This is a genomic window from Streptomyces sp. NPDC058289 (genome assembly GCF_042880975.1).
GTDB lineage: Bacteria > Actinomycetota > Actinomycetes > Streptomycetales > Streptomycetaceae > Streptomyces > Streptomyces stoeckheimensis.
Genome location: NZ_JBHVYI010000110.1, coordinates 1 through 26,302 on the forward strand (window position 1 = coordinate 1; position 26,302 = coordinate 26,302).

Genomic DNA, 26,302 nt, shown 5'->3' on the forward strand with positions numbered 1-26,302 from the left:
GACGGCCTCCTCGGCGACCACCGACGCACCGGGGTCCTTGCGGGCGACGGGGGTTCCCGTCCACCTCCCGCGCAGGGCGATGAGTACGGCCATGGCGATCGCGAGCAGCAGCAGGGACACCGAGGTGGCGGCCTCGGGCTGGTCCTGGAGCAGCAGGTAGACCTGGAGCGGCAGGGTCTGGGTGGTGCCCGGAAGGTTGCCCGCGAAGGTGATGGTGGCGCCGAACTCGCCGAGCGCCCGCGCCCAGGTGAGCGCGGCTCCGGCGACCAGGCCCGGGGCCACCATCGGCAGCGTCACGGTGAAGAACACGCGCAGCGGCGTGGAGCCGAGGGAGGCGGCGGTCTCCTCGTAGCTCGGCTTGAGCCCGGCGAGCGCGCCCTCCAGGCTGATCACGAGGAAGGGCATCGCGACGAAGGTGGCCGCGACGACCGCGCCGGAGGTGTGGAAGGGCAACGTGATGCCGAAGGTGCCCTCCAGCCAGGGTCCGAGCAGCCCGCGCCGGCCGAAACCGAGCAGCAGGGCCACACCGCCGACCGTGGGCGGCAGCACCATGGGGAGCAGGACCAGCGAGCGCACCAGAGCCTTGCCCTTGAACTCGACGCGGGCCAGCAGCCAGGCGAGCGGCACCCCGAGGAGGAGGGAGGAGCCGAGCGCCCACAGGGACACGACCAGCGAGAGCCGGAGAGCTTCGACCACACCGGGGCTGGTGAGGTGCGCGCCGAGATCGCGCCAGTGGGTGCGGGTGAGGATGCCGACGAGCGGCATCAGCAGGAACGCCACGGCGAGCAGCGCGGGGAGCGCCAGAGCCACGGGGGGCCGGGCACGGCGGGTACGGAGTCTGCTCATGTGGGTTCCTGGCCGGGGGTGTCGGGACGCCGTCGGGGATGTCCGGACGCCCGGGCGGCGTGTGAAGCGTAGTGCGGCGGAGGCAAGCGGAGAGGGACCGCCCGTCCCCCCGGACCGGGCGGTCCCTCTCCGTCACCGGACCCGTCAGGCGGTCACGCCTTCTGGAAGCCCGCGTCCTGGAGGATCTTCTGGGCCTCCGGGGTGCTCAGCCAGGCCACGAACGCGGCAGCGGCCTCGGTGTTCTTGGAGCCCTTGAGCGTGGCGGCCGGGTACGAGGCCACGGCGTTCTCGGCGTCCGGGATGTCCACGACGGCGACCTTGTCACCGGACTTGAGGGTGTCGGTCTTGTAGACGAGACCGGCGTCGGCCTCGCCCAGCTCGACCTTGCTCAGCACGGCGCGGACGTTGGGCTCCTGGGAGACCGGCTTCACCTCGATCTTCTGGGCGTCGAGGATCTGCTTGCTGTAACGGCCCACCGGGACCTCGGGCGCGGCCAGCACGACCTTGATCTTGGTGTCGGCGAGGTCCTTGAGACCGGCGACCTTGAACGGGTTGCCCTTGCCGGTCGCGATGACCAGACGGTTCTTGGCGATGATCGCCGGGTCGTTGGTCTCGGCCTTCAGGCCGTCCATCGTCTTGGTGTCGGCGGTGACCAGTGCGTCGGCCGGGGCGCCCTGCTTGACCTGCGCGGCGAGCTCCTGCGAACCGGCGAAGGAGAAGGTGACCTTGGTGCCCGGGTGCGCCTTCTCGTACGCGGCGCCGGCGGCCTTGAAGACGTCGGTGAGGGAGGAGGCTGCGAGCACCGTCAGGTTCGCGGCCTTGGGCTCGGCGGACCCGGAGGCGCTCGCGGCGGCGGACGTGTCCTTCTTGTCGTCGCTGCTGCCGCAGGCGGCGAGCGCCGGCACGAGCAGGGCGGCGGAGAGGGTGAGCGCGGCGGTACGGCGGTTCAGGGGCAGGAACGGGGACATGAGCTGGTGCTCCTCGGTCGGGTCGGCGGCCGGCCTGGTGCCGGATCGCGCGGTCGTGACCCGCGCCGGTGACGGGCGGAGCGGGTGGGGACGCGTCGTACTGAGCGGTACTCGGCGGTGCTGAGCGTTGTTGAGCGGTGCTGAGGTGCTGAGGCGCTGAGGTGCTGAGGTGCTGAGCGGTGCTGGAACGGCTGGTGGCGGGCGGCACCGGGCGGGGTCAGGCCCGGTCGACGTGCACGCTGGTCGACTTCACGCGGGCGGTGGCCCGCATGCCGACCTGCAGCCCGAGCTCGTCGACGGCCTCCCGAGTGAGGAGGGAGACCAGGCGGTGGGGACCGGCTTGGATCTCGACCTGGGCGGCCACGTCGCCGAGCTTGACGGCGGTGACGATGCCCGGGAAGGCGTTGCGCGCCGAGGTGCAGGTCTCGCCGTCCTCGGTGCGCGCCCCCTGCGCCACCTCGATGGAGAAGGCGGCCAGGGCGCGGCCGTCGATCAGCCGGCGACCGCACTCGTCGCGGTGGGTCGGGACGCGGCCGGCGTCGGCCCAGCGGCGCGCGGTGTCCGGGCTGACGCCCAGGAGGCGGGCCGCCTGACCGATGGTGTAGGACTGCATGTGCGACAAGGTAGGGGCACGTGTGCAGCATTTGCAATTCCATTGGGATGATATCCATGGCAGATACCACTGCACTTGTCGTAACCGCCAAAACCATTCCGTTTCTACGGGCTCGGTCCGGCCCGGCTCGCCTCGCTAGAGTCGGGGCATGGCTGAAGAGGGAACCGCAGGTGCGGGATCGGGGTCGGCGCGGGTCGACGTGTGGATCTGGTCGGTCCGGCTGACGAAGACGCGGGCGATCGCCGCCACGGCGTGCCGGGCGGGACACGTGCGGGTCAACGGGGAGCGCGCGAAGCCGGCGCAGGCTGTGCGGGCCGGGGACGAGGTGCGCCTCTTCCATGCGGGGCGCGAGCGCATCGTGGTGGTCCGGCGTCCGGTGTCCAAGCGGGTGGGTGCTCCGGCCGCCGCGGAATGCCTGACCGACAACAGCCCGCCGCCGCCGACCCCGGTGGAGGCGGCGGTGGTCGGCATCCGCGACCGCGGCGCGGGCCGCCCGACCAAGCGCGAACGCCGCGAGATCGAAACCCTGCGCGGCGGTCGGTAGGGGCTGCTGACGGCGGAGCCTAGGGGGCCGTCCCCGGAGGCTCCGCGCATGTCGGCGGCTCCCGGGCTGCCGTTCCGCAGGGGCGTACGCAACCCACCCATGTCGACTTATCGACTCTTCCCGAGTGGAGCCCTGCCCGCTGACGCCTGTCCGGCCCTGTCGCCGTGCGGGTCTTCACCCACGGCTGCGTCGGGAAAATTTCTGCAAGCCATTGCGGTGGTTCTCCCCATAAACGGTCCACAGGGGTCGCCCTGGTGTGACCGGTGGCGAGATTTCCGGTTCACAAGGGGTTCACGCGCTGGTGACAGGTGGATAACCTCCCCGCAAAACCTTGCGGCAAGTTTTCAATGCCGCGGAGCCGCAGGGCTGTTGGGCCCCGCTTCGAGGAGCAGACCTTGAGATCACGTACGCGATCACATCCCAGAGGACGGTCCACGGCCCTGGCGCTGGCCGTCGCCGGATGTCTGGCGGCCGCGCTGCCGGCCGCCGGAGCCACTCTCGCCGAGGCGGCCCCTGCCGCAGTGACGGCGTCGGGTGACGGCACGGCGACGGTCTTCTACTACACCAAGACCCGCAACTGGGCTGCCTACAACCTGCATTGGGCGCCCGACGGCGGCAGCTGGACGACCGTGCCCGGCACCGGGATGGAAGCCGCCTGTACCGACTGGGTGAAGAAGACCGTCAGCCTCGACGCGGCCGCCGGCCTCCAGGCGACCTTCAACAACGGCCAGGGGACCTGGGACAACAACGGGGGCAAGAACTACGCCCTGGGCACCGGGGTCATCACCGTCAAGGACGGGGTCGTGGCCCACAGCGACCCCTGCGCCGCGGACCCCGGCACCGGAACGGGAACCGGTGCGAGCGCCACCGTCTACTACGCGACGACCACGGTCGGCTGGTCGACCGTCAACCTGCACTGGGCCCCGACCGGCGGCTCCTGGACCACGGCCCCCGGCACCGGCATGGACCCGGCGTGCACGGGCTGGGTGAAGAAGACGGTCCCGCTCGGCTCTGCCACCGGACTCGCCGCCACCTTCAACAACGGCAACGGCACCTGGGACAACAACAACGGCAGGAACTACGCCCTCGGCACGGGCCTGTCCACGGTGAAGGACACCACGGTCACCGCCAACGCCGCCGACCCGTGCGCCGCCGTCGTCCCCGACACCACCGCGCCCACGGTGCCCACCGGCCTGCGGGCCGCCGCCACCGACGTGTCCACCGTCGTGACCTGGAACGCCGCCACGGACGACCGGGGAGTGACCGGCTACCAGGCCACCCGCTCGGGCGGCACCAAGGGCACCGTGGTCACCTCCGTGACCTCCACGGTCCTGACCGAATCGGCTCTGGAGGAGCGCACCGCCTACACCTACACGGTCAAGGCGGTGGACGCCGCGGGGAACCTTTCCGCCTCCTCCGCCGCCGCGGTCGCCACCACGGGTACCCGGCCCCCGGCCCCGGCCGGATCGGCGCCGCTGGGCGGAGACCCGCGCAAGGACCCGATCTACTTCGTGCTCACCGCCCGCTTCAACGACGGCGACAGCGCCAACAACCGGGGCGGCAGCCAGGACGCGAAGTCCGGGAACGCCGCCAACAACGACCCCATGTTCCGAGGGGACTTCAAGGGGCTGGTCGAGAAGCTGGATTACGTCAAAGCCCTCGGCTTCTCCGCGATCTGGATCACCCCGGTCGTCCTGAACCGCTCCGACTACGACTACCACGGCTACCACGGCTACGACTTCTACAAGGTCGACCCCCGCCTGGAATCGGCGGGCGCCTCCTACCAGGACCTCATCAACGCCGCCCACGCCAAGGGCGTCAAGATCTACCAGGACGTCGTCTACAACCACAGTGCCCGCTGGGGAGCCAAGGGCCTGTTCGCCCCGACCGTCTACGGCGTGCGCGACGCGCAGTGGTCCTGGTACTACGACGAGAAGCAGGCCGGATTCGAGTACGACGGCCTCACGGTGGACCCCAAGAGCGGAAAGTCGTACTACAACGGGGACTTGTGGTCCACGGCGGAGCCGGCCGGGAACACCTGCGTCAACTGGGGCGCGGCCACGCAGTACAAGAGCGCCGAGGGCTACACGATCTACAACTGCCAGTGGCCGAACCCGACCTCGGGGATGTTCCCCAAGGCCCTGTTCCACCAGTGTTGGATCGGCAACTGGGAGGGTGAGGACGCCCGTTCCTGCTGGATCCACGAGGACCTCGCGGACTTCAACACCGAGAACGCGACCGTGCAGAACTACCTCATAGGCGCCTACAACAAGTACATCGACATGGGCGTCGACGGCTTCCGCGTGGACACGGCCGTGCACATCCCCCGCGTCACCTGGAACCGGCGCTTCCTGCCCGCCATCCAGCAGCGCGTGGCCCAGCAGTTCGGCGCCCAGAAGGCGCAGGACTTCTACGTGTTCGGCGAGGTCGGCTCCTTCGTCAACGACAAGTGGAACCGCGGCTCGGCCAACCAGTCCGCCCAGTACTACACCTGGAAGGAGTCCGCGACGTACAGCGCGGACGACGCCACCGCCGCCGTCCAGCAGTACACGACGGACAACGACCCGGCCAAGCAGCCGACCAGCACCAACGCCTTCCTCGACGGCAACCTCTACCACGCCCCTGACCACAGCAAGTTCTCCGGCATGAACGTCATCGACATGCGCATGCACATGAACTTCGGGGACGCGAACAACGCCTTCCAGAACGGCAAGGACTCCGACGACAGCTACAACGACGCCACCTACAACGTCGTCTACGTCGACAGCCACGACTTCGGCCCCGGAAAGTCCTCCACCCGCTACGCGGGCGGCACCGACGCCTGGGCCGAGAACATGGCCCTGATGTGGACCTTCCGCGGCATCCCGACCCTGTACTACGGCTCCGAGATCGAGTTCCAAGCCGGCAAGCAGATCGACTGCGGCCCGACCTGCCCGCTCGCCGGCACCGGCCGCGCCTACTACGGGGACAAGATCGCGGGATCGGTCACCGCCTCCGGCTTCTCGAAGGTGGCCACGGCCACCGGCCCCGTAGCCGCCACCCTGGAATCCCCGCTCGTCAAGCACCTCCAGCGGCTGAACGAGATCCGCCGCGCCGTGCCCGCGCTCCAGATGGGGCAGTACTCCACCGAGGGCGTCTCGGGGGGCATGGCCTTCAAGCGCCGCTACACCGACACCGCCACCGGAGTGGACAGCTTCGCCCTGGTGGCCGTCACCGGGGCCGCCACGTACACGGGCGTACCCAACGGCACGTACAAGGACGCGGTCACCGGCGACGTGAAGACCGTCACCGGCGGCACCCTGTCCGTCCCGGCCCCCGGAAAGGGCAACCTGCGGGTCTACGTCCTCGACCTGGGCGGCAGCAACGCCGCCCCCGGAAAGGTGGGCGCGGCCGGGCCCTACCTGAACTGATTTCCGCTCCCCTCCCGAAAGGGAGGGGAGTCCTCCCACGGTCGGGCGGCGGCCGAGCTCAAGTCGGCTTGCGCCACACGGAGATGTGCTTCGCGGAGTCCTGGGTGAACGGCGCCCCGTCCCAGTCCGCGACGCGACGTTCCCTCTCGAGCCCGGCGATCCGTGCCATCAGGTCGAGCTCTGCCGGCCAGGCGTAGCGGTGCCGGGAGTCGTCGCGGCGGTAGCGGCCGTCGTCGCCGTCGCGGGTGAAGTGGTGCGAGACGAGAATCTGCTCGACGAGGTCGAAGGTGTCGAAGCCGAGATGCTGCTCGGAGACGTCGAACGGCACCGCGACCTGGCCGGGCGGCAGCAGCCGCAGCGGCGGCACGCCCAGCTCGATGACGAATCGGCCGCCGGGCTCCAGATGACGTGCGGCGTTGCGGAAGCACTCGACTTGCTCGTCCTGCGTGAGCAGGTTCGTGATGGTGTTGTAGACGAGATAGACCAGGGTGAACCCGCCGGGAACGACGGTGGTGGCCATGTCCCCGATGACCACCGGGAGCGCGTCCTCGTCGATCTTGTGCCGCAGCACCGCTGCCATGTGCTCGGACAGTTCGATGCCCACGACCGGCACGCCGCGTTCCCGGAGCGGGACGCCCACGCGTCCGGTCCCGATCGCGAACTCCAGTGCCCGGCCGTCTCCGGCGAGCTCGGCGAGGAAGGCGAGAGTCGGTCCGAGAACGGCGGCCGAGGACGTCTGGGTCTCCTCGGCGTCGTAGCGGTCGGCGGTCGCACGGGTCCACAGCTCACTGCTCGTCACGGGCGGCCACTTTGCCGGGTGCCGAGGGGCGCTGTCGACGCATTTACCGGCCGGCGCGGGGGCCCGTCAGCGGAGGAGGCCGGCCGGCAGCTCGCGCTGCTGCCCGTTCGTAAGCGGAAGTGAGCGAGCTCGCTCGACTCGTGCACATGTTCGAATTGCGCGTTATCCTGGACCCATGCACGCACTCCAGGGCTCGCTCTTCGATCAGGGCGACGAGATCCGCCTCGGCCCGCTGGTGCGCGCCCGGCGTACGGAGCTGGGCGCCGGCGCCTGGGTGGACCACCTGCCGGGCTGGCTCGCGGGGGCCGACTCGCTCTTCGAGCGGCTCGCGGCCGACGTCCCGTGGCATGCCGAGCGGCGGCAGATGTACGAGCGGGAGGTGGCGGTCCCGCGCCTGCTGGCCCACTATGGTGCGGCCGACCCGCTGCCGCACCCCGCCCTTGCCGAGGCCCGCACCACGCTGAGCCGCCACTACGCCCCTGAGCTGGGCGAACCCTTCGTCACGGCGGGTCTGTGCCTCTACCGCGACGGCCGCGACAGCGTCGCCTGGCACGGCGACCGCACCGGCCGTTCCGCCACCGAGGACACGATGGTCGCCATCCTCTCGGTGGGCGACCCCCGCGACCTGGCCCTGCGCCCCCGCGACGGCGGCCCGACCCTGCTCCGCCTCCCGCTGGGCCACGGCGACCTGGTGGTGATGGGCGGCTCCTGTCAACGCACGATGGAACACGCCGTCCCCAAAACGGCCCGCCCGGTCGGCCCCCGGATCAGCGTCCAGTTCCGCCCGCGCGGGGTGAGCTGAGCCGACGGGCACGGATGCCGCGGCCCCTAAGTCGCGTCGAGTTCCTTGGGCGGGCGGGCTGCCGCGGCCGCCGCGTGGAGGGAGCGCAGGGCCAGGAGCAGGATGCCGATGTCGTCCAGGTAGACCGGGTCCGGGATCAGGTCCACCGGAGAGATCGTGTACGCCACAGCGGCCCAGAACAGCGCCTTGTCGCGCAGGGGGATGCCCGCGTCGCGCAGGAGCCGGCGGGCCGCGAAGACCCGTACGAGGAGCACGGCTGCGGTGACCGCCAAGCCGGCCGCGACCACCGCCGCCACGATGATCCAGACGGTCGTCGTGTCCATCAGGCGCCCTGGGTCCGGAGTCGGCGGCTGACCTCGCCCAGCCCGTCGGCGAGCGTGTCGAGCTGTTCGGGGGTGAGGACGTCCACCAGGACCTCCCGGACCGTGGTCACGTGCCCCGGCGCGGCCTCCTTCAGTCGGGCGCGGCCCGCCTCGGTGAGGACGGCGTAGATCCCCCGGACGTCGGAGGGGCAGGTGCGACGGCGGACGAGGCCCGCCTTCTCCATCTGTGTGACCTGGTAGGTCAGCCCGCTCTTGGAGTTGACGAGCCCGTTGGCGAGCTCCGTCATGCGCAGTTCGCCCTCGGGCGCCCTGGCGAGTCGTACGAGGATCTCGTACTGCGGGTGGGAGAGTCCCGAGTCGTCCTTGAGCTGCTGATCGAGGCGGCGGTTGACCAGGGCGGAAGCGGCCAGGAACCCCTCCCAGGCCCGCATTTCGCGGTCGTCCAGCCATTTCGTTTCAGCCATGGAACCAGGCTACACGTGGCGTTCCAATTTGAATCAGCGGCGGATGCAAGGCTAGGGTCGGGGGAGTGATTCGAATTTGAACAACCTGGGGAGCGACCCGCCCCCTCGGGTCGCCCGACCGGAAGGACCCCCCCATGAGCAGTCCCATGACCAGCTCCTCCGTCACCACGCCGAAGCCGCGGTCCGGCGAACCGGCCGCGCTCCTCGCGCGCGCCGCCGTCCCGGCCCCGTCCACCCCCGCCCACGACGTGGGCCTGCTCCTCCTGCGCGTGGTCCTCGGCCTGACCATGGCCGGCCACGGCGCCCAGAAGCTCTTCGGCTGGTTCGGCGGCGGCGGCATCAGCGGCACCGGGCAGTTCTTCACCGCCAGCGGATACCCGGCGGGCGACGCCATGGCCGTCCTCGCCGGCCTGACCGAGACCCTCGGCGGGCTCGGCCTCGTCCTCGGGCTGCTCACGCCGCTGGCGGGCGCCGCTCTGGTCGGCACCATGATCAACGCGATCGCCGTGCACGGCGCCGGCTCCTTCTTCGCCCCGCAGGGCATCGAGTACGAGCTCCTGCTCACCGCCGGAGCCGCAGCCCTCGCGCTCACCGGCCCCGGCCGGTACGCCGTCGACCGCTTCCTGCCCGTCCTGCGCGGCCACCGCCTCGCCCACGGCGCCCTCGCGGTCGCCCTCGGCGTCGTGACCGCGGGCGTGCTCCTCCTCGTGCGGAACTGAGCCGTCCCGGGGGCGGCGCCGCGCGGGGACCCGGACGGGCTGATTGAGTGCGGGTATTCGAGGGAAAGTGCCCTAAATGACACAACCCATCGAAGACTACGCACTCATCGGCGACCTGATGACCAGTGGGCTGGTCGGCCGCGACGGGTCCATCGACTGGCTGTGCCTGCCGCGCTTCGACTCGGCCGCCTGCTTCGCCGCCCTCCTCGGCGACGAGGAGAACGGCCACTGGCGCATCGCCCCGGCCGCCGCCCCCGACTCCGCCCGCTGCGCCCGCCGCGGCTACGTCGACGGCACGCTCGTCCTGGAATCCTTCTGGGAGACCGAGGACGGCGCCTCGTTCAAGGTCACCGACTTCATGCCGCAGCGCGACACCGCGCCCGACCTGATGCGGATCGTCGAAGGCCTCACCGGCGAATCGACCGTGAGCAGCACCCTGCGCCTGCGCTTCGACTACGGGCACGTCGTGCCCTGGGTCCGGCGCGCCGGCAACCGCGAGGGCGACCGGGTCGCCGTCGCCGGGCCCGACGCCGCGTGGCTGCGCAGCGAACCTTCCGTGCACACGTGGGGCGAGGGCATGAGCACCCGCTCCGAGTTCACCGTCGCCGCCGGCGAGTGCGTCGCCTTCGTGCTCACCTGGCACCCCTCGCACGAACCGCGCCCCGAGCCCCTGGACCCGTACGCCGCCCTGGAGCAGAGCCTCGCCGACTGGCGGGAATGGACCGGCCGGTGCACCTACGAGGGCCCCTACCGGGATGCGGTGATCCGCTCCCTCATCACCCTCAAGGCCCTCACCTACGCTCCGACCGGCGGGATCGCCGCCGCGGCGACGACCTCCCTGCCGGAGGAGCTCGGCGGCGTCCGCAACTGGGACTACCGCTACTGCTGGCTGCGCGACTCCACCCTCACCCTCGGCTCCCTGGTGGCCACCGGCTACCTCGACGAGGCCCGCGCCTGGCGGGAGTGGCTGCTGCGCGCCGTTGCGGGCGACCCGGCCGACCTGCAGATCATGTACGGGATCGGCGGCGAGCGGCGCATCCCGGAGAGCGAGCTGCCCTGGCTGAAGGGGTACGCCGGCTCCGCGCCGGTCCGCGTCGGCAACGCGGCCGTCGACCAGCTCCAGCTCGACGTGTACGGAGAGGTCCTCGACTCCCTGTACGTGGCCCGCTCCGCCGGACTTCCCGCCGAGTGGCACTCCTGGAAGATCCAGCTCGCGCTCCTCGACTTCTTGGAGCAGAACTGGCACCGCCCCGACGAGGGACTGTGGGAAGTGCGCGGCCCGCGCCGCCACTTCACGCACTCCAAGGTGATGGCGTGGGTCGCCGCCGACCGGGCCGTGCGCACCCTGGAACTCAACCCCAAACTCCCCGGCGACGTGCAGCGCTGGCGCGACATAAGGGATGCGGTGCACCGCGACGTGTGCGAAAACGCCTACGACCCGGAGCGGCGCACCTTCACCCAGTACTACGGCTCCCGCGAGCTGGACGCGGCCACCCTCCTCATTCCCCGCGTCGGCTTCCTACCGGCGGACGACCCCCGCGTCATCGGCACGGTCGACGCGGTGCGCGAGGAACTGGGCCGCAGCGGCCTGGTCCGCCGCTACAGCACCGAGGGGCTTTCGGTGGACGGCCTGCCCGGCGACGAAGGGGCCTTCCTCGCCTGCTCGTTCTGGCTGACCGACGCCCTGCACCTGACCGGGCGGGAGAAGGAGGCGCGGGAGCTCTTCGAGCGGCTGCTGGCCGTACGCAACGACGTGGGACTCCTCGCCGAAGAGTACGACCCCGTCTCCGGACGCCAACTCGGAAACTTCCCCCAGGCGTTCAGCCACGTCGGCCTGGTGAACACCGCACTCACCCTGGGCGGAGCGAGCCCGGCGGTCGTGCCGGGGTGACGGGCCCCGGAGCGACCGGCGCCGGGGTGTCGGGCGTCGGGGCCCGGGGAGCGGGTCCCCGGGCGACGGGCGACGGGTGACGGGTGACGGGTGAGGGGTGAGGGGCGTCGGTCAGCCGGGGCTCAGCGCCCCGGCCAGCCGGCCGCGCAACCGGGCGAACTCGGGGGAGGCCCGCAACCCCGCGACGTCCGTGGCCGGGTCGCGGGGGAGCGGTATCGGCAGGTCCGCCACCACCCGGCCCGGCCCGGCCGCCATCACCAGGACACGGGATCCCAGCAGCACCGCCTCCTCGACCGAATGCGTCACGAACAGCACGGTCGTGCCGAGCCGCCCGGCCAGGGAACGGACCTCCTCCTGGAGGCGCTCCCGGGTCAGCGCGTCCAGAGCGGCGAACGGCTCGTCCATCAGCAGCAGTTCGGGCTCCGCCGCCAGGGCGCGGGCCAGCGCCACCCGCTGCTGCTGGCCGCCGGACAGCTCCCAGGTGCGGCGGCCGCCCATGCCGGCCAGCCCCACCCGGTCCAGCAACTCGGCGATCCGGCCCGGTCGCAGGGACCGCGGCACCCCGTGGCGGGCCAGCGCGAAGCCGAGGTTCCCGCCGACGGTGCGCCACGGGAACAGCCTCGGCTGCTGGAACACCACCCCCGCACCCCGCCCGGGACGCGGGACGGTGCCCCGGACCAGGGCGGTGCCCGAAGCCGGGCGGGCGAAGCCGGCGATCACCCGCAGCAGGGTGGTCTTGCCGCAGCCGGAGGGGCCGACGAGGACGACGAACTCGCCTGCGCGGACCCGTAGGTCCACCGCGTCGAGCACCGTCACCGGTTGCTTCGCCGGTCCGTAGCGGACCGACACCCCCGCGAGGTCCACGGCGAGATCGGCGTCGGCCGCCCCGGCGGTCGTGGTGTCGGGGGCGCGTTCAGTGCGCGGCACGGCCGAGCTCCTCCACCGCGAGGGCCCGGCCGAAGGCGGCCTCGTCCGGGACGGCGTCCACCTTCTTCTGCTCCTTCAGGAAGACGGCCGCGTCGCGCAGGGTCGCCGCCAGCTTCCCGGGGGCGCCGGGCGTGCCGAGGTAGTCGGGGCCGGTCTGCTCCTTCGCGCTCAGCAGCACCAGCTCCGAGAGCTGGCGCTGCGCCTCCTCCGGCGGCAGCCCGAGCTCCGCCCCGATGGACTTCGCCGCCTGGCCGGGGGCGGTACGGGCCTGCCCGACGGCCTGGTCCTGCGCCTTGATCCAGGCCGTGACCACCTCGGGGTGCGCGGCCGCGAAGGCGTTCGTCACCACGCCCAGGTCGGCGGTGGGCTTGCCCTGCTCCGCGAGCTGCCGGCTGGTGACGAGCACCTTCCCGTCCTTGGTCAGCTCGCTCAGCGTGGGCGTCCACACGTACGCCGCGTCGATGTCCCCGCGCTTCCACGCGGCGAGAGCGTCCTGCGGCTGGAGGTCGATAGTCTGCACGGCCGCCGCATCCAGCCCGGCGGCCTTCAGCGCGGCGAGCAGCGAGTAGTGGGCGGTGGAGCCGAAGGGCGCGGCCACCTTCTTCCCGGCCAGGTCCTTGACCGAGCCGATCCCGGACTTGGCGACCAGCGCCTCGTTGTCGCCGATCAGGTCGTGGATCCACACCACCTTGTACGGGATGTTCAGCGGGGCCGACAGGCCCTTGGTGACGGGGCTCGACCCGGCCAGGCCCAGGTCCACCGAACCGGCGATCACTGCCGTGTTGACGTCACTGCCGGACTCGAACTTCACCCACTTCACGTCGGCTTCGGGCAGGGCCTGCTCCAGCAGCCGCTGGTTCTTCACGATCAGGTCGGCATTGGGTATCGCCTGATAGGCGATCCGTACGGTGGTCCGCCCCGGCGCGGCCGCCGATCCGTCGCCGTCCGCCCCGCAGGCGACGGTGGTGGAAGCGGTCAGGGCGACGGCGGCGGCCAGCAGCAGGGCGCGGCGGGATACGTTTCTGGGCATGACGGAACTCCAGTAGTGAGGAGGGGTGTTGGGGAGAATGGGGGGCGCGGGCGGTCAGCCGCGGCCGCGCCAGGGGACGGCGTACCGCTCGATTCCCCGGAGCAGGGCGTCGAGCGCGATCCCGGACAGTCCGATGGCGAGGATGCCGGCGATCACCAGGGCCGTCAGGTTGTAGCGCTGGGCGTCGCGGATCATGCCGCCGATGCCGGGCACGCCGTTGATGGTCTCCGCCGCCACGACGGAGGTGTAGGCGACCCCGACGGCGATCCGGATGCCGGTGAGGATCTCGGTCAGCGCGGCGGGCAGCCGCACCGACAGCAGCAGGGACGCCCGACCAGAGCCCAACGCCTTGGCCGCCTCCACGAGTTCGTCCGGTACGGTCCGCACGGCAGCCGCCGTGGCCGCGGCGATCGGCGGCAGCGCGGCGATCACCAGCAGCCAGATCTTCGGCGCCTCGTCGATGCCGAACCAGATGACGAGCAGCGAGAGGTACGCGAGCGGCGGCAGGGGGCGCAGGAAGGTCACGGCCGGCTCCAGCACCACCGCGAGGGGCCGGACGGTGCCGATCAGTAGACCCAGGGGCACCCCTGCCAGCACGGCGTACGCCGAGCCGGTGCCGATGCGGCCCAGGCTCACCCCGAGGTGTTCCACCAGCAGGTGGCCGCCGTAGCCGCGGACCCCGTCGTGCGTGGTGGACGCCAGCAGGAACTGCCGCCACACCTCACCGGGCGTGGTGAGCGCGGTCATGCGGCCGCCGCCCCGGTCAGGGCGCGCAGGCGCGGGGCGACCTCTTCGCCCACCCGGTAGGCCTCTTCGAGATGCGGATAGCCGGACAGGATGAACTCGTCGACACCCAAGGCCCGGTACTCCGCCAGCCGCGCCGCGACCTCGTCGTGCGAGCCGACCAGGGCCGTCCCGGCACCCTCGCGGACCAGCCCGATGCCCGCCCAGAGGTTCGGTGCCACCGTCAGCCGTTCGGCGTCCGCGACCCCGCCGTGCAGGGCCGCCATCCGAGCCTGCCCGGTGGAGTCCATGGCGGCGAACCGCTCCTGGCTCGCCCGGACCGCCGCCGGATCCAGCCCGGCGAGGATCCGGTCCGCCTTGGCCCAGGCCTCGGCCGCGGAGTCCCGGCTGATGACGTGCAGCCGCAGCCCGAAGCGGACCGTACGGCCTGCCGAACGGGCCCGCTCGCGCAGCCGGTCGATGCGCGCGGCGACGGCCGACGGCGGCTCGCCCCACAGCAGTTGTACGTCGGCCCGCCGGGCGGCGACCTCCTCGGCCGCGGGCGAGGCGCCGCCGAAGTAGAGCGGGACCGGGTGGCTCAGCTCCGGATCGGTGAGGCGCGCTCCCTCGATGTGCAGGTGGGTGCCTTCGTGGTCCACGGACTTCCCGTCCAGGAGGTCGCGCAGCACGGCCATCACCTCATCGGTGCGGGCGTAGCGCTCGTCGTGCGCCAGCCCGTCCCCGTAGGCCCGCTGCTCGGCGGGATCGCCGCCCGTCACCACGTTCAACCCGAGCCGCCCACCGGCGAACCGGCGGAAGGCGTCCGCCTGTTGGGCGATCAGCGTCGGACTCGCGAACCCCGCGCGGAACGCCACGAGGAAGCCGATCCGGGTGGTGTGCTGCGCGAGTGCGGCCGTCAGGATCCACGGATCGACGCAACCGAGCCCCACCGGGGTCAACAGCGAATGAAATCCGGCCTGTTCGGCGGCGCGAGCGACCTGTGCCAGGTACGGAACGTCCGCGGGCCGGCGGGTGGCCGTACGGCTGCGCCCCTGGACGGCGGTGACCCCGCCGGGGTCGCGGCCGTCCCCGCCGGTGGGCAGGAACCAGTGCAGCAGGAGCGGATTCTCGGGCATGGCGAAACCTCGTCGGAGCAGCGTGACGCGCACCGCCGCACGAGGATCGGGCTACGGGGCGGCGGTGGCACGTGTACGGGGAAGTGCGGGCAGGGACGCGGGAGTCCGCGCGACCGCAGGCATGGCCGGGGCCAGCCCTGTGGGCAGGGCTGCGGCCGCCGCGAACGGCGCGGTGAAAGGGAGTGCTGAAGGAAGCGGTGAAGGGTGCGCCGAGAGGCGCGGACTCATCCGTACGGAGTCAGATGCGGCGGATCGGTGAGATCAACAGCCGTGCGTACGGGGGGTGGCAGCCCGACAGAGCATGGTCGACACACGCAGCAGATCTACGTGACGACGCGATACGAGTACGGGGGCCATGGGGTGCATCCTGTCGGTGTCCGGGCGGTATCGACAAGCGGAGTCTGGATGATGGACGAAATCGTCCTGGATGTCGGGCGAAAGTGGGATCGGGCGGTCTACCGGCGGCGGTTGAAGGGCAGTCGGCCGAGGACCAGGGCCATGCCGCACGTGTCGGTGAGGGCGGAGAAGACGAGCCCGGCCGCGATCCCGGCGCTGAGCAGCTCGAAGGCCGGGTGCACCAGCAGGCCGAGGAGCAGCCCGAGGAGGACGAGCGCGCCTGCGGTCAGCCGGACCTGGCGCTCCATGGCCCAGACCCGGCGGGGTCCACCGGCGGGGTAGTCGAGCGGATGCCCTTGAGCCGACCAGGAGGAGGTGCCGCCGGTGAGGCTGGTGGCCGCGATGCCGTGCCCGGCCAGGGTCCGGGCCGCGTTCTGCGACCGGGTCCCCGAGGCGCACACCAGGAGCAGCTCCTGCGCCTCCGCGGCCTCGCGCAGCTCGGGCAGGGATCGGCCGATCCGGTCGAGGGGGATGTTCAGTGCGCCGGGGAGGTGGCCGGAGGCGTACTCGCCGGGGGTGCGGACATCGACGATCCGCAACTCGGCGTGACGGGCGTGGGCCTGGCTGACGTCGAGGAGGGCGGGGCTGCTGCTCATGGGGAACGGGCTCCTTCGGGAGGCGGGGGCCGCCGGGGGTGGGGGCGGAAGCGGAATCGGATGCACGACGGTACGGGGGATGCGTGACGGCACAGGGGATGCGTGGCGGTTCAGGAGATGCGGCGGGACCGTGGGCTCTGGGGGTGCGCCGGGACGACGGGGCGTCGGGGCATCGGCCGCGGGGCGGGCGGGTCGGAGCAGGCAGGCGTCAGCGGGGACAACAGGAGCGCGACAGGAGGCGCTGGGTGACGGCCATGGCGCGGAGCATAGACGAAGCGGTGGAGCGGGGGAGACACCCGTTCCACCATTCGGGACGGCGGTACGGCTCTCAGCGCCGGGGGCTGGCCCCCACCCGGGCCTCCTCCCGGCGCCGCAGCAGCTCGGCGCTGGCCGCGTCGGCGGGCAGGAAGGCCTCGAGGTGCAGCTCGGCCAGCGTCACGTCCACGGCGGTCGAGAACGAGGTCAGCGTGGTCAGCAGCCGGAGCTCCCCCGCGGAGGTCCGCAGCCGCAGGGGCACGGCGAAGCCCAGGTGCTCGGCCGGGCCGGAGCCGTCGGCTGGGCCGGAGCCGTCGGCCGGGCCGGACCCGTCGGCCGGGCCGGACCCGTCGGCCGGGCCGGACCCGTCGGCCGGGCCAGAGCCGTGTGCCGGGTCGGACCCGTCGACCGGGCCGGAGCTGTCCGCCGGGTCGGACCCGTCCGCCCCGCCGGAGCCCGAGTGTGCCTCCGGGCGCGGGGCGGCAGTCGCCAGGTACCCGTCCAGCTCCTCCGCCAGGGCCTCCAGTCCCGGATCGGGGTGCGCGGAGGCCCGGGCGCGCAGGCTCTCCGTGATGTGCCGTCCCCAGGCCGCCAGGTTCACCACGCGCGGCCCCATGCCTTCCGGGTGCAGCGCGAGCCTCAACACGTTCACGGGCGGAGCGAGCAGGTGCGCGGCGGCGCCCTCCGTGAGCACGTCGAACGCCGCGTTCGCCAGGACGAGTTCGCCCCGGGGGCCGGCCACCACCGCCGGATACGGGAGGTGCCCGGTCAGGATCGACCGCAGCGCCTCCATGGCCGGCCCGATGGACTCGGCGTCCCGCGCGGACTCCGCGTACAGGGGTGCGTAACCAGCGCTGAGCAAGAGGGCGTTGCGCTCCCGGAGGGTCAGCCCGAGGGATTCGGCGAGCCGTACCACCATCGCCCGCCCCGGGGTCGAGCGGCCGCTCTCGATGAAGCTGAGGTGGCACTGCGTGGTCCCGGCGAGGGTGGCCAGCTCCAGCTGGCTCACCGCCGCAGGGCCCGGCGGCGGCGCATCTCGCGGGCGAAGGGGGGCGGCTCGGCGGCGACGGTGGCGGTCATGTCCCCCTTCTAGCCGCCGCCCCTGCGGAGCCCCCGATTCCCCGGAGGGAATTGCCCGCTCGTGTTCGAACGCCGCAGCATCGGCGTCATCGGAATCGGAATCGGAATCGGCAACGGAGCCGGAACCGGATGTCGGACCACGGCCGGAGGCCACCATGCGCGCGTACCACCTGGAGACGTTCGGCACGATCGAGGGCGTCGTCCTACGGGACCACGGCGGCCCCCGCCCGGTCCCGGCCGGCCCGACCGGGATCGTGGTCCGCGTCCGGGCCGCCTCCCTCAACAAGCGCGATCTGCTGATCCTGCGCGAGCGCTACCCGCTGTCCGCCGCGCCCGGGGTGGTCCCGCTGAGCGACGGCGCGGGCGAGGTCGTCGCGGTGGGGGAGGCGGTGGCGCGTTTCGCGGTCGGCGACCGGGTCTCCTGCGCCTACTTCCCGCGCTGGCGCGACGGCAGGATCACCCCGGACCTGGTCGACCAGCCCGGCTGCACCCTCGACGGGATGCTCGCGGAGTACGCCCTGCTCGACGAGGAGTGGGCGGTCCGCGTCCCGCACCACCTGACCTGGGAGGAGGCCGCGACCCTGCCGTGCGCCGCGGTCACCGCCTGGAACGCGCTGACGGGCGGGGAGGGCGGAGCGCCCCTGCCGGGGCAGAGCGTGCTGACCCTCGGCACCGGTCCGGTCGCGCTCTTCGCCGTGCAGTTCGCGAAACTGCTGGGCTGCCGGGTCGTTTCGACCACGTCGAGCGAAGAGAAGGCCGACCGGCTGAAGGCGCTGGGCTCCGACGCGGTCGTGAACTACGTGAGCACACCCGAGTGGGGCTCCGCCGTCCGGGAGTTGACCGACGGTGGCGCCGACCTGGTGGTGGAGACGGGCGGCCCGGAGACCATCGAGCAGTCGGTGCGCGCCAGTTCGCTCCACGGGCAGATCGCCCTGCTGATCACCGCCAGTGCCGCGAAGTCCGGGATAGAGATCTCGCACGCCGCGTACGCCTCGAGCCTCGCGACGATCCGGCGGGTGTTCGTCGGCAGCCGGACGCAGTTCGAGTCGATGAACCGGGCGATCGCGACGCACAGGCTGCGCCCGGTGATCGACCGGGTGCTCCCCTTCGAGGAGGCCCGCGAGGCCTACCGCGGCTACGCCGAGGACGCGCCCTTCGGCAAGGTGGTGATCCGCGTCGGGGCATGACCCCGCGCCCGGGCCGGTCGTACGAGAGGCCGTACGCAAAGAGGTGGGGGGGGGCCGGGGAAGACCCCCCGGCGCCCCCCCCCCCCCCCACCCGCCCCGCCCCCCCCCCCGCGGCGGGCGGGGGCCGCGGCGCGGCCCCCGCCCCGGGGGGGCAGGAGCCCCGGCGGGCCAGCCCCCGGCGCCGTGGGCGGCCTTCCGCCCCGCCGTCCGAAATGGGGTGCGGGCCCCGGCCACACCCCCGGGCCCCCCCGCACCGCACCTCAGCCGGCGTCGACCGCTACGCGGAGGCGGCAGGAGCCGGAGCCGCGGCCGAAGCCGGGTCGTCCTCGTCCACGGGGATGCTGACCAGCCAGCGGGTGTCCTTGCGGGGGCGCAGGTACAGCGCCCAGTACAGGGTGGCGACGGCGGTGATCCCGCCGGTCCACAGCAGGTACTGCGTCTCCTGCTGGGTGAGGATGTACGCGAACACCAGGATCAGCACGATCGGGACGGCGGGCCACAGCGGCATCCGCCAGGCGGCCGTCTCGCGGTGCGCCCCGCGCCGGCTGGCCAGGGCGGCCACGGCGACCAGCAGGTACATGCCGGTCACCGAGACGCCGGTGACCCCGTAGAGGGTGTCCAGGTTGACGAAGCACATCGCCGCGCCGGGGATGCCGACGAGCAGGGTGGCCACCCACGGGGAGCCGAACCGGCCGAGCCGCGAGAGCGCGGAGTTGACCGGCGCGGGCCAGGCCTTGTCGCGGGCGGAGGCGAACAGCACCCGGGAGTTCTGGATGACCATGACGATGCCCGCGTTGACGATGGCGAGGGCCACGCAGAGGCTGACGAAGGTGCCGACCGCCGAGTTGGACCACGCGGTCACCATGGTGCCGAGGTCGCCGGAGGTCAGGGCCTCCAGGTCGGGGGCGCCCAGGGTGATGGCGATGACCGGCACCAGGATGACGGCGGCGGAGATGGCGAGGGTGGCCAGCACGGTCCGCGGGACGTTGCGGCGCGGGTTCTCCAGCTCCTCCGAGAGGTAGACGGCCGTCGAGAAGCCCTGGGTGACGAAGAGCGCGATGGCCAGCCCGGAGACGACCATCATCGCGGTGACGGTGGACGTGCCGCCGCCCTCCGCCGCCACGGTGCCGTGCACGAGGGCGCCGGCGCCCCGCTCGCTGTGGGCGAAGCCGAGCACGGCGACGAGCCCGGCCGCCACGACCTCCAGGACGAGGAAGATGCCGGTGATCCAGGCGTTGGCCCGCAGGTCGAGGAGACCGGCGAGGGTGGCGAGCAGCATCACGCCGGCGCCGGCGGCCGGGGCCGGCATGTCGATGACGGGGGCGAGGTAGTCGGCGGTGCCCATGGCGATCACGGGCGGCACGATCATCACGACCAGCAGGGACAGGACGAAGACCAGCCAGCCGGCGAGTCGGCCGGACAGGGTGGACACCATCGCGTACTCGCCGCCGGCGCTGGGGATGAGGGTGCCCAGCTCCGAGTAGCAGAACGCGACCCCGATGCAGAGCAGGGAGCCGATCGCGATGGTGAGCGCGGTCCAGGTGCCGAGGCTGGAGAAGAGGTCCGGGACCACGACGAAGAGGGTCGAGGCGGGCGTCACGCACGAGAGGGTGAGCAGGGTTCCGCCGACGACGCCGATGGAACGCTTGAGCTTCTGGGGCACGGGACCGGTGGCGGGGGAGAGGGCCTGAGGAGCGCTGATCGTGTCAGTCATCGGTGCGGTGTTCCGATCGGCAGATGCGGTGAGTGAGCGCGGGAGCGGTATCGCCTCCGAGGCGGTGGTGGGCACGTCTGGTTCGGTGGCTCCCGGGCCGAATGGAATCTCCGCGAGATCCGCAGGTCAAGACCTGTTCGCCTGCGGATTTCGTCGTCCGGCGGCGGGTCGGCCGCCCTGCGCGTCATGAACGCCGTGTAAACGCTGCGCGATCACCCTGTGCGATAACCGCATGTGACCGCGGGTAAATTTTCCTCCGCTTTGCCCACCCGCCGTCCTTTCGTGTCACGGGACGGCGGGCAGGGCGGGGACGGCGGGGAGGAGCGGGAGGAGCGGGCGGCCGACGTGGGCCGCGTCCGCGCCCGCCGCCGGGATCCGCTCCAGGACGCCGCCCGCGAAGACGTCGTAGAGCGGGAGCGTCTCCAGGTGGACGTAGCCGATGTGGCAGTTGCAGACCGCCAGGGGGCAGGCGCGCGGGCGCAGGGCGGCCCGGTACGAGCCGTCGTAGAGGTTGCCCAGCTCCGCCTTGACGAAGTGGCAGCGCCGGACCGTGCCGGCGCCGTCCACCGAGATCACCGAGGCGCCCGTGCGGCACGGCAGGCCCGCCGAGCGGTGCGGGTGGCGGCTGAACGGGAAGAGCGGGTCCAGGCCGGTCCAGTCGGCCGCCTCCGGATCGGTGTACGCGTGCCCCTCCGCCGCGTTGACCCACAGGTACACCTCGGGCGGCAGCGCGGCGCGCAGCCGGCGGGCCTCCGCGAGGTGTTCGGGCAGGCCGACCACGCCCACGCTGAACCGCACCCCGGCGGAGACCAGTTCCCGGCACTTGCCCAGGAAGCGGTCGTACGGGGTCTGCCCCGGGTGGTACGTGCACCACAGCGCGAGCGTGTCCCGGTCGGCCCCGGCGGTCCAGCCGGTGCGGCCGCTCAGGTTGGTCTGGATCGCGACGCGGCGCACGTGCGGAAGGTGCGACAGCTCGACCAGGGCGCGCCGGTACCAGGAGCGGACCAGGCCCTCGCCCCACGGGGTGAACAGGACGGACAGCCGGTCGCCGGTGTTCCCGGCCGCCCAGCCGGTGAACCGTTCCAGGGCGGCCCGGTCGGCCGCCAGCAGCTCCCGGCTGTCGCGCCGTTTGGCGAACGGGCAGTAGGGACAGTCGTAGTCGCAGGAGGACAAGGGCCCCCGGTAGAGCACGGTCAGGTCCATCGGCGGCTCCGCGGCCTGCGCCCGGGCGCCCGTCACTTGCGCTCGTACGCGGCCATCGTGGCCCGTACGTCCGCCGAGAACAGCGCCGGGCCCGCGGCGTCCGAGTGCGCCAGGCCCTCCGGGGTCAGCCGCAGCAGCTCCGCGTCGTCCACGAGCCAGCCGCGCTCCGCGAAGGCCGCAAGCTCCGCCGGGAAGTCCTCCCACGGACCGCTCCCGAACCGCTCCCGGTACTCGCTCACCGGCATCCCCCGTGCCTGGAGCAGGGACTGCAGCAGGTGTCGGCGCCGGGCCTCCTCCGCGTCGATCCAGCGGCCGTGCTCGGCCCGCGCGAAGTCCTCCTCCGGGCGGCTCACGTAGTCGTCGATGATGCCGCGGATCTCGCTCATGCCGACCGCGTAGTCGAAGGAGTAGTGCAGCTCGGCCGTGTAGGAGCGAGCCCCGCAGCCGAGGCCGATCATGCCGTCGGTCTGGCAGGCGTAGTCGTCGGCGGCCTCCTGCGGGGCCCCGGTCCGGCGGAACATCCGCATCGACACCTGCTCGTACCCGGCGGCCAGCAGGTGGTCCCGTCCGGCCCGGTACAGCCGCAGCCGCTGCTCGTCCCACCCGGCGGACGAGGCGTCGGCCGGCCTGCGCCCCAGGCCCGTCAGAGGGCGAACGTACAGCGGGTACAGGTACAGCTCCTCCGGCCGCCAGGCGAGCGCCGCGTCCAGGGAGTACCGCCAGCTCTGCTCCGTCTGCCCGTCTATGCCGTAGATCAGATCGACGTTGAGCACCGGCAGCGCCGCGTCGCGGATCCCCGACAGGGCCGCCTCCACCTCCGCCCGCTTCTGCGGACGCACGGCGGAACGCGCCTCGTCGGGCACGAAGCTCTGCACGCCCAGGCTGAGCCGGGTCGTCCCCCGGTCGGCCAGGACGGCGAGCCGGTCCGCCGTCGCCGTGGCAGGCGAGGCCTCCACCGACAGCGGCACCGCCCGCAGATCGCCGCCCGCGGCCTTCTCCGCGATGTCGCAGAGCCGCTCCAGCTCGGACGCCGTCAGGAAGGTCGGCGTCCCGCCGCCGAAGGCGGCCGCCGCGAACCGTACGGGCTCCTCGTCGCCCAGCGCGCCGCGGACCGCCGACGCCTGCCGCTCCAGCGCGTCGAGATAGGCCGTGGTCAGGCCCTCCGGGGCGCCGATCCGGGTGAAGAGGTTGCAGAATCCGCAGCGCACCTCGCAGAAGGGGACGTGGAGGTAGAGCGAGAGGGCGCCCTTGGGCTGCTCCGCCCACAGCCCGCGCAGTTCCGGCCGCTCGGGGAGCGGCCGGTACGCCGTCTTGTGCGGGTAGGCGTACACGTAACTCTCGTACGGGGTGGGGCTGTTCACATGGGGCATCGGGGTCATCGGGGGCCGGGCTCCTCGTGGTTCAGGTGGAACTGTGCGTACGGGACCGTCCAGACCGCCTCGTGGGCGAGCCGGTGCCCCGTGTACCCGTCGTCCCCGTACGTGGTCCCGTGGTCGGAGCAGACGATCGCGAAGCAGCGGCGCCGCGAGCGCATCGCGTCGAAGAGCCGCCCGATGTGCCGGTCGACGTACTCCAGCGCGGCCGCGTGCGTCTCCCACGAGTCCCCGTCCGCCGCGGTCGCCCCGGGGGAGTGGAACCAGTTCGGCTGGTGCATGGCCGATACGTTCAGGAAGAGGAACAGCCGCCGGTCGTCCGGCAGTTCGGCGACGACCCGCTCGGCGCGGGACACCTGGGCCTCGAAGGACGTCGGCGACGCCACCCCGAACTCCGGTTTCCAGTGGGACTCCTGGAACATCCCGGGCAGTACGGAGCCCAGCGCGGCAGCCTTGTTGAAGAAGCCGACGCCCCCCACGCACACGGTCCGGTAGCCCGCCCGGGCCAGCCCCGACACCAGGTCCGGGGTGTCGAACACCCAGGTGCGCCCGGCGGTGGTCTCACTGCCCGGGAACCGGGCGGCGAACAGCCGCGGATGCGGGCCCGGCCCGACGGGGGTGGGCAGGAAACCGGCGAACATGGCCTGGTGGGATGCGTAGGTGAAACTCCCCGGCGCGTGCCGCCGCTCCCACACCCCGCCGGGCAGCCGCGCCGCCAGGTTCGGGATCCGTCCCTCGGCGGCCAGCCGCGCGGCCACGTCGTGGCGCAACGTATCGAGGGTGACGAGCAGCAGGTCGTCGCGGCCGACGACCTCATTCATATCGGGCTCGGGCTCGGGCTCGGGGTCAGGGGCGGGCGGGGGCGTGTGCATGCTGTTCCTGTCGTACGGCGGCCACTTGGGCCGCATAGGTGTCCCGGCCCTCGGCGGGCGAGCCGGGCAGTCCCGTCAGCCCGGGCAGCAGGTCCCCGAAGGCGTTGACCTCGCCCACGGCGAAGCTCCGCCAGCCGAGGGCGGGCAGCAGATCCACCCCCACGCAGAGCGTGCGCGGGAAGGCGGCCGCGGCCCGCTCGCAGACGGCGAGCGCGTCCGCCTCCCAGCGTCCGCCCGCCGCCGTCACGGCGGCGACGGCCGCGTCGAGATCGCCGCGGGCCCCGCCGAGGTGCAGGTTCGTGAGCGGACCGGCCGCGGTGCGGACCACGGCGTGGGTGGCCCGACCGCCGATGACGACCACCCGCAGATCGGCGGAGCGCCCCTGCTGGGAAGCCTTCGGCAGCCACCGCTCGATGTGCAGGCCGTCGGGGGCCAGGGCGTCGACGATGGCGCCGATCACCCGCTCGTCCTCGTACCGCCGCAGGCGCAGCGAGTTGTGCAGCGCCCCCGAAGGGGCCCGCTCCACGGAGGTGGTGGCGCGGATCCTGTCGCCCGCGCCCGTCTCCACCGCGAGCACCCCGGAGGCCGAGGAGCCGTGCGCGAGCTTCACGAACGCCCGGCGGTAGCCGGGGAGGGCGAGGACGGCCCGGACCTCCTCCCAGCCGCGCACCGGGGCGCGGACGGCGCCCGGGCCCGAGGTCGGGGAGGCCGGGACGGGCGTGCCGGCAGCCGCCAGCACCCCGTGACAGAGCCGCTTGTCGAACAGCACCGCGAGCTCGTCCGGATCGACCGTCAGCGTGCCGCCCGCCGACCGCACCGCCTCCGCCACCAGGTGCACCGCGTCGGTGAACCGGCGGTACCAGCGTCCCGTGCCCTCGACGCGGGAGGCATCGGCGGCCCCGCGCAGCAGCCGCTCCACCTCGGGGTCCTCGCCGGGAGAGTCGATCCGTACGCACTCGCCCGCCCGGAAGACGGCCCGGCCGGTCAGCACGTCCCGCCACGGAACCACCCGCGCCCCGGGCAGTCCGGCGGCGCGAACGGCCTCCTGGAACAGGGCGACCCGGCGGTTGCCCGGATTGCCGACGACGGCGAAGGCCGCGGGAGCAGTACGCGTCACTCCGCGACCGCGACGTAGCGGTACTCGGCGTCGTCGTCCACGTCCGCGGTCTGGGGGTCGCCCAGATCCACCTCCACGCCGTGGGGGGCGAGCGCCGCGCTCAGCCGCTCCCGAAGCGGTTCGCCGACGTAATGGTGGTGCAGGTCGAGCTTGGTGAGATGGGTCAGGGGGCGCCCCGCCAGCAGAGCCTCGACGCCTTCGTCGGTCAAGATGCCCATGGAGAGGTCGAGCACCTCCAGCCGCTCAACGACCGGAGCGGTGGCGAGCGCCGCCGCGACGGCGTCCTGGATCTCGCTGTTGCGCAGCGCGAGCCGGCGCAGGGCGGGCAGCCGCTCGCCGCTCAGGAACGGCTCCAGGTCACCGACTTCGGCGTCCCCGCCGTAGTCGGAGGTGCCCAGCCACAGGTCGAGCTCGGTGAGGGCGGGGAACTCGCTCCGCGCGACCCCGGCCACCACCTCCTTCGGGAGCCCGCCGGCCTCCAGGCGCAGCACGCGCAGCGCCGCGTGCTCCACGGGCGGGAAGACCAGCCCCTCGCCGCCGCGCACGCCGAACTCCTCCAGTGCGGGATACGCCGGCAGCAGCGGACCCACGTCCGACTGCTGGATCCACGAGACCTCGCACTCCTCGGACGTGAGGTCGCCGACGAACAGCGCCCGCAGCGCGGGGAGCTTCGGGGCGGCTTCGACCAGTGCCTCGACGATCCCGGCGCTGGAGGCCTCGTACGCCTCGGACCAGCCGCCCACGATCAGGGACCGGACCCGCCGGGTGTCCACGGATTCGGTGAACCGGGCGAAGGCCTGCGGCCATTCCTCGTCGGCGTCGTAGGTGTCCACCGAGATCCGCCAGGCCACGGACCCGGCCTCCGGCAGCTCGCGGGTGTCCTTCGGCCCCGGGAAGTCGAAGGTCGGCAGGCCGCCCAGCTCGCTCAGGTGATCCCCGATGGTCATGTGCGCTGCTCCTGACGGTGTGGCGGGCGGTGGTGCCCGGCCGTGCGGTGTCGTCCGACAACAGTTCTACCAAGCCCCACCGACAGCCCCGGCGGCCGATGGCCGACCGGGGTCGGCTCAGAGCCGCCCGGCTTCCCTCAACCACACCACGCGGAACTCCCAGGCCTCCCGGGCGTTGCACGTCCGGGGGCAGTCACGCCCGATGCTGCCACGGCCTGAATTCCGGTGGCCACGAAAGCCGGTGGGGGGCGCTCCCCCGGGGGAGCCCCCCCCCCCGGCAGGGGTGCGGGGTGAGGGGCCGCGCGTGGGGGGGCCGCCCGCGGCCGCCGCGGGGGGCCCGCCGGCCGCGAGGGGTCCGCCCAGCGCC

At 72.8% G+C, this 26,302-nt stretch carries 24 protein-coding genes; 6 read left to right on the top strand and 18 right to left on the bottom strand.

Features of this window, described 5'->3' with window-relative positions; translation table 11 throughout:
• The 3 genes from ACFVX6_RS35645 to ACFVX6_RS35655 form a co-directional block, all read right to left on the bottom strand.
• On the bottom strand, nucleotides 1-846 hold an 846-nt coding region (locus tag ACFVX6_RS35645; RefSeq protein ID WP_389698648.1), incomplete at its 3' end, for an ABC transporter permease.
• A 152-nt stretch (nucleotides 847-998) separates the two neighbouring features.
• Nucleotides 999-1,814 (bottom strand): molybdate ABC transporter substrate-binding protein, encoded by an 816-nt coding sequence (gene modA / locus ACFVX6_RS35650; protein ID WP_389698650.1) that lies wholly within the window; start codon nucleotides 1,812-1,814, stop codon nucleotides 999-1,001.
• Nucleotides 1,815-2,031: 217 nt separating this feature from the next.
• Nucleotides 2,032-2,427, bottom strand: coding sequence for a molybdopterin-binding protein (locus ACFVX6_RS35655; RefSeq protein WP_389698652.1), 396 nt, complete (start codon nucleotides 2,425-2,427; stop codon nucleotides 2,032-2,034).
• A 148-nt stretch (nucleotides 2,428-2,575) separates the two neighbouring features.
• Between ACFVX6_RS35655 and ACFVX6_RS35660 the strand changes: the two genes are divergently transcribed.
• Together ACFVX6_RS35660 and ACFVX6_RS35665 are read left to right on the top strand one after the other, a co-directional pair.
• A complete protein-coding gene (locus ACFVX6_RS35660) occupies nucleotides 2,576-2,971 on the top strand; it encodes an RNA-binding S4 domain-containing protein (RefSeq protein ID WP_243340813.1) in 396 nt (131 codons plus the stop codon).
• A 395-nt stretch (nucleotides 2,972-3,366) separates the two neighbouring features.
• Nucleotides 3,367-6,381 (top strand): carbohydrate binding domain-containing protein, encoded by a 3,015-nt coding sequence (locus tag ACFVX6_RS35665; RefSeq protein WP_389698654.1) that lies wholly within the window; start codon nucleotides 3,367-3,369, stop codon nucleotides 6,379-6,381.
• Nucleotides 6,382-6,439: 58 nt separating this feature from the next.
• Here ACFVX6_RS35665 and ACFVX6_RS35670 read toward each other — a convergent pair whose 3' ends face one another.
• A complete protein-coding gene (locus ACFVX6_RS35670) occupies nucleotides 6,440-7,180 on the bottom strand; it encodes a class I SAM-dependent DNA methyltransferase (RefSeq protein WP_389698656.1) in 741 nt (246 codons plus the stop codon).
• A gap of 175 nt (nucleotides 7,181-7,355) precedes the next feature.
• On the opposite strand from ACFVX6_RS35670, the gene ACFVX6_RS35675 reads away from it, so the two are divergent.
• The gene (locus ACFVX6_RS35675) at nucleotides 7,356-7,982 is read left to right on the top strand and encodes an alpha-ketoglutarate-dependent dioxygenase AlkB (protein WP_389698658.1); all 627 of its coding nucleotides are present in this window, start codon (nucleotides 7,356-7,358) and stop codon (nucleotides 7,980-7,982) included.
• A gap of 26 nt (nucleotides 7,983-8,008) precedes the next feature.
• Here ACFVX6_RS35675 and ACFVX6_RS35680 read toward each other — a convergent pair whose 3' ends face one another.
• Together ACFVX6_RS35680 and ACFVX6_RS35685 are read right to left on the bottom strand one after the other, a co-directional pair.
• Nucleotides 8,009-8,305 (bottom strand): YkvA family protein, encoded by a 297-nt coding sequence (locus ACFVX6_RS35680; RefSeq protein WP_389698660.1) that lies wholly within the window; start codon nucleotides 8,303-8,305, stop codon nucleotides 8,009-8,011.
• Nucleotides 8,305-8,769 (bottom strand): MarR family winged helix-turn-helix transcriptional regulator, encoded by a 465-nt coding sequence (locus tag ACFVX6_RS35685; protein WP_389698662.1) that lies wholly within the window; start codon nucleotides 8,767-8,769, stop codon nucleotides 8,305-8,307. Before ACFVX6_RS35685 ends, ACFVX6_RS35680 begins: the two co-directional genes overlap by 1 nt.
• A gap of 134 nt (nucleotides 8,770-8,903) precedes the next feature.
• On the opposite strand from ACFVX6_RS35685, the gene ACFVX6_RS35690 reads away from it, so the two are divergent.
• Nucleotides 8,904-9,488 carry a DoxX family protein gene (locus ACFVX6_RS35690; protein ID WP_389698664.1) on the top strand — a complete coding sequence of 195 codons (585 nt, stop codon included), beginning with the start codon at nucleotides 8,904-8,906 and terminating at the stop codon, nucleotides 9,486-9,488.
• A gap of 76 nt (nucleotides 9,489-9,564) precedes the next feature.
• Nucleotides 9,565-11,379: a glycoside hydrolase family 15 protein gene (locus ACFVX6_RS35695; RefSeq protein WP_389698666.1), complete on the top strand. Its 1,815-nt coding sequence runs from the start codon at nucleotides 9,565-9,567 to the stop codon at nucleotides 11,377-11,379.
• A gap of 111 nt (nucleotides 11,380-11,490) precedes the next feature.
• On the opposite strand, the gene ACFVX6_RS35700 is transcribed toward ACFVX6_RS35695, so the two are convergent.
• The 6 genes from ACFVX6_RS35700 to ACFVX6_RS35725 form a co-directional block, all read right to left on the bottom strand.
• A complete protein-coding gene (locus ACFVX6_RS35700; protein ID WP_389698668.1) occupies nucleotides 11,491-12,306 on the bottom strand; it encodes an ABC transporter ATP-binding protein in 816 nt (271 codons plus the stop codon).
• Entirely contained in the window at nucleotides 12,293-13,336 is a 1,044-nt protein-coding gene (locus ACFVX6_RS35705; RefSeq protein WP_389698670.1) for a glycine betaine ABC transporter substrate-binding protein, read from the bottom strand. Before ACFVX6_RS35705 ends, ACFVX6_RS35700 begins: the two co-directional genes overlap by 14 nt.
• A gap of 54 nt (nucleotides 13,337-13,390) precedes the next feature.
• Nucleotides 13,391-14,083 (bottom strand): ABC transporter permease, encoded by a 693-nt coding sequence (locus ACFVX6_RS35710; RefSeq protein ID WP_389698672.1) that lies wholly within the window; start codon nucleotides 14,081-14,083, stop codon nucleotides 13,391-13,393.
• Nucleotides 14,080-15,195, bottom strand: coding sequence for an LLM class flavin-dependent oxidoreductase (locus ACFVX6_RS35715; protein ID WP_389698674.1), 1,116 nt, complete (start codon nucleotides 15,193-15,195; stop codon nucleotides 14,080-14,082). The genes ACFVX6_RS35710 and ACFVX6_RS35715 overlap by 4 nt, the downstream gene beginning before the upstream one ends.
• 455 nt (nucleotides 15,196-15,650) lie before the next feature.
• A complete protein-coding gene (locus tag ACFVX6_RS35720) occupies nucleotides 15,651-16,187 on the bottom strand; it encodes a rhodanese-like domain-containing protein (RefSeq protein WP_389698676.1) in 537 nt (178 codons plus the stop codon).
• Nucleotides 16,188-16,515: 328 nt separating this feature from the next.
• A complete protein-coding gene (locus tag ACFVX6_RS35725) occupies nucleotides 16,516-17,451 on the bottom strand; it encodes a helix-turn-helix domain-containing protein (protein ID WP_389698678.1) in 936 nt (311 codons plus the stop codon).
• Nucleotides 17,452-17,677: 226 nt separating this feature from the next.
• Here ACFVX6_RS35725 and ACFVX6_RS35730 point away from each other — a divergent pair, with 226 nt between their 5' ends.
• Nucleotides 17,678-18,709, top strand: a complete 1,032-nt coding sequence (locus ACFVX6_RS35730) for an NAD(P)-dependent alcohol dehydrogenase (protein WP_389698680.1) — start codon at nucleotides 17,678-17,680, stop codon at nucleotides 18,707-18,709.
• A 277-nt stretch (nucleotides 18,710-18,986) separates the two neighbouring features.
• On the opposite strand, the gene ACFVX6_RS35735 is transcribed toward ACFVX6_RS35730, so the two are convergent.
• The 6 genes from ACFVX6_RS35735 to ACFVX6_RS35760 all read right to left on the bottom strand — a co-directional run bounded on the left by ACFVX6_RS35735 (nucleotide 18,987) and on the right by ACFVX6_RS35760 (nucleotide 25,935).
• Entirely contained in the window at nucleotides 18,987-20,423 is a 1,437-nt protein-coding gene (locus ACFVX6_RS35735) for an APC family permease (protein WP_389698682.1), read from the bottom strand.
• Nucleotides 20,424-20,708: 285 nt separating this feature from the next.
• Nucleotides 20,709-21,626, bottom strand: a complete 918-nt coding sequence (locus tag ACFVX6_RS35740) for an STM4011 family radical SAM protein (protein WP_389698683.1) — start codon at nucleotides 21,624-21,626, stop codon at nucleotides 20,709-20,711.
• A 32-nt stretch (nucleotides 21,627-21,658) separates the two neighbouring features.
• Nucleotides 21,659-23,005, bottom strand: a complete 1,347-nt coding sequence (locus ACFVX6_RS35745) for an STM4012 family radical SAM protein (RefSeq protein ID WP_389698685.1) — start codon at nucleotides 23,003-23,005, stop codon at nucleotides 21,659-21,661.
• Nucleotides 23,002-23,820, bottom strand: a complete 819-nt coding sequence (locus tag ACFVX6_RS35750; protein ID WP_389698691.1) for an STM4013/SEN3800 family hydrolase — start codon at nucleotides 23,818-23,820, stop codon at nucleotides 23,002-23,004. The genes ACFVX6_RS35745 and ACFVX6_RS35750 overlap by 4 nt, the downstream gene beginning before the upstream one ends.
• Before the next feature lie 25 nt (nucleotides 23,821-23,845).
• Nucleotides 23,846-24,988 carry an STM4014 family protein gene (locus ACFVX6_RS35755; RefSeq protein ID WP_389698687.1) on the bottom strand — a complete coding sequence of 381 codons (1,143 nt, stop codon included), beginning with the start codon at nucleotides 24,986-24,988 and terminating at the stop codon, nucleotides 23,846-23,848.
• Nucleotides 24,985-25,935 (bottom strand): STM4015 family protein, encoded by a 951-nt coding sequence (locus ACFVX6_RS35760; protein ID WP_389698689.1) that lies wholly within the window; start codon nucleotides 25,933-25,935, stop codon nucleotides 24,985-24,987. The genes ACFVX6_RS35755 and ACFVX6_RS35760 overlap by 4 nt, the downstream gene beginning before the upstream one ends.
• Nucleotides 25,936-26,302 lie beyond the last annotated feature (367 nt).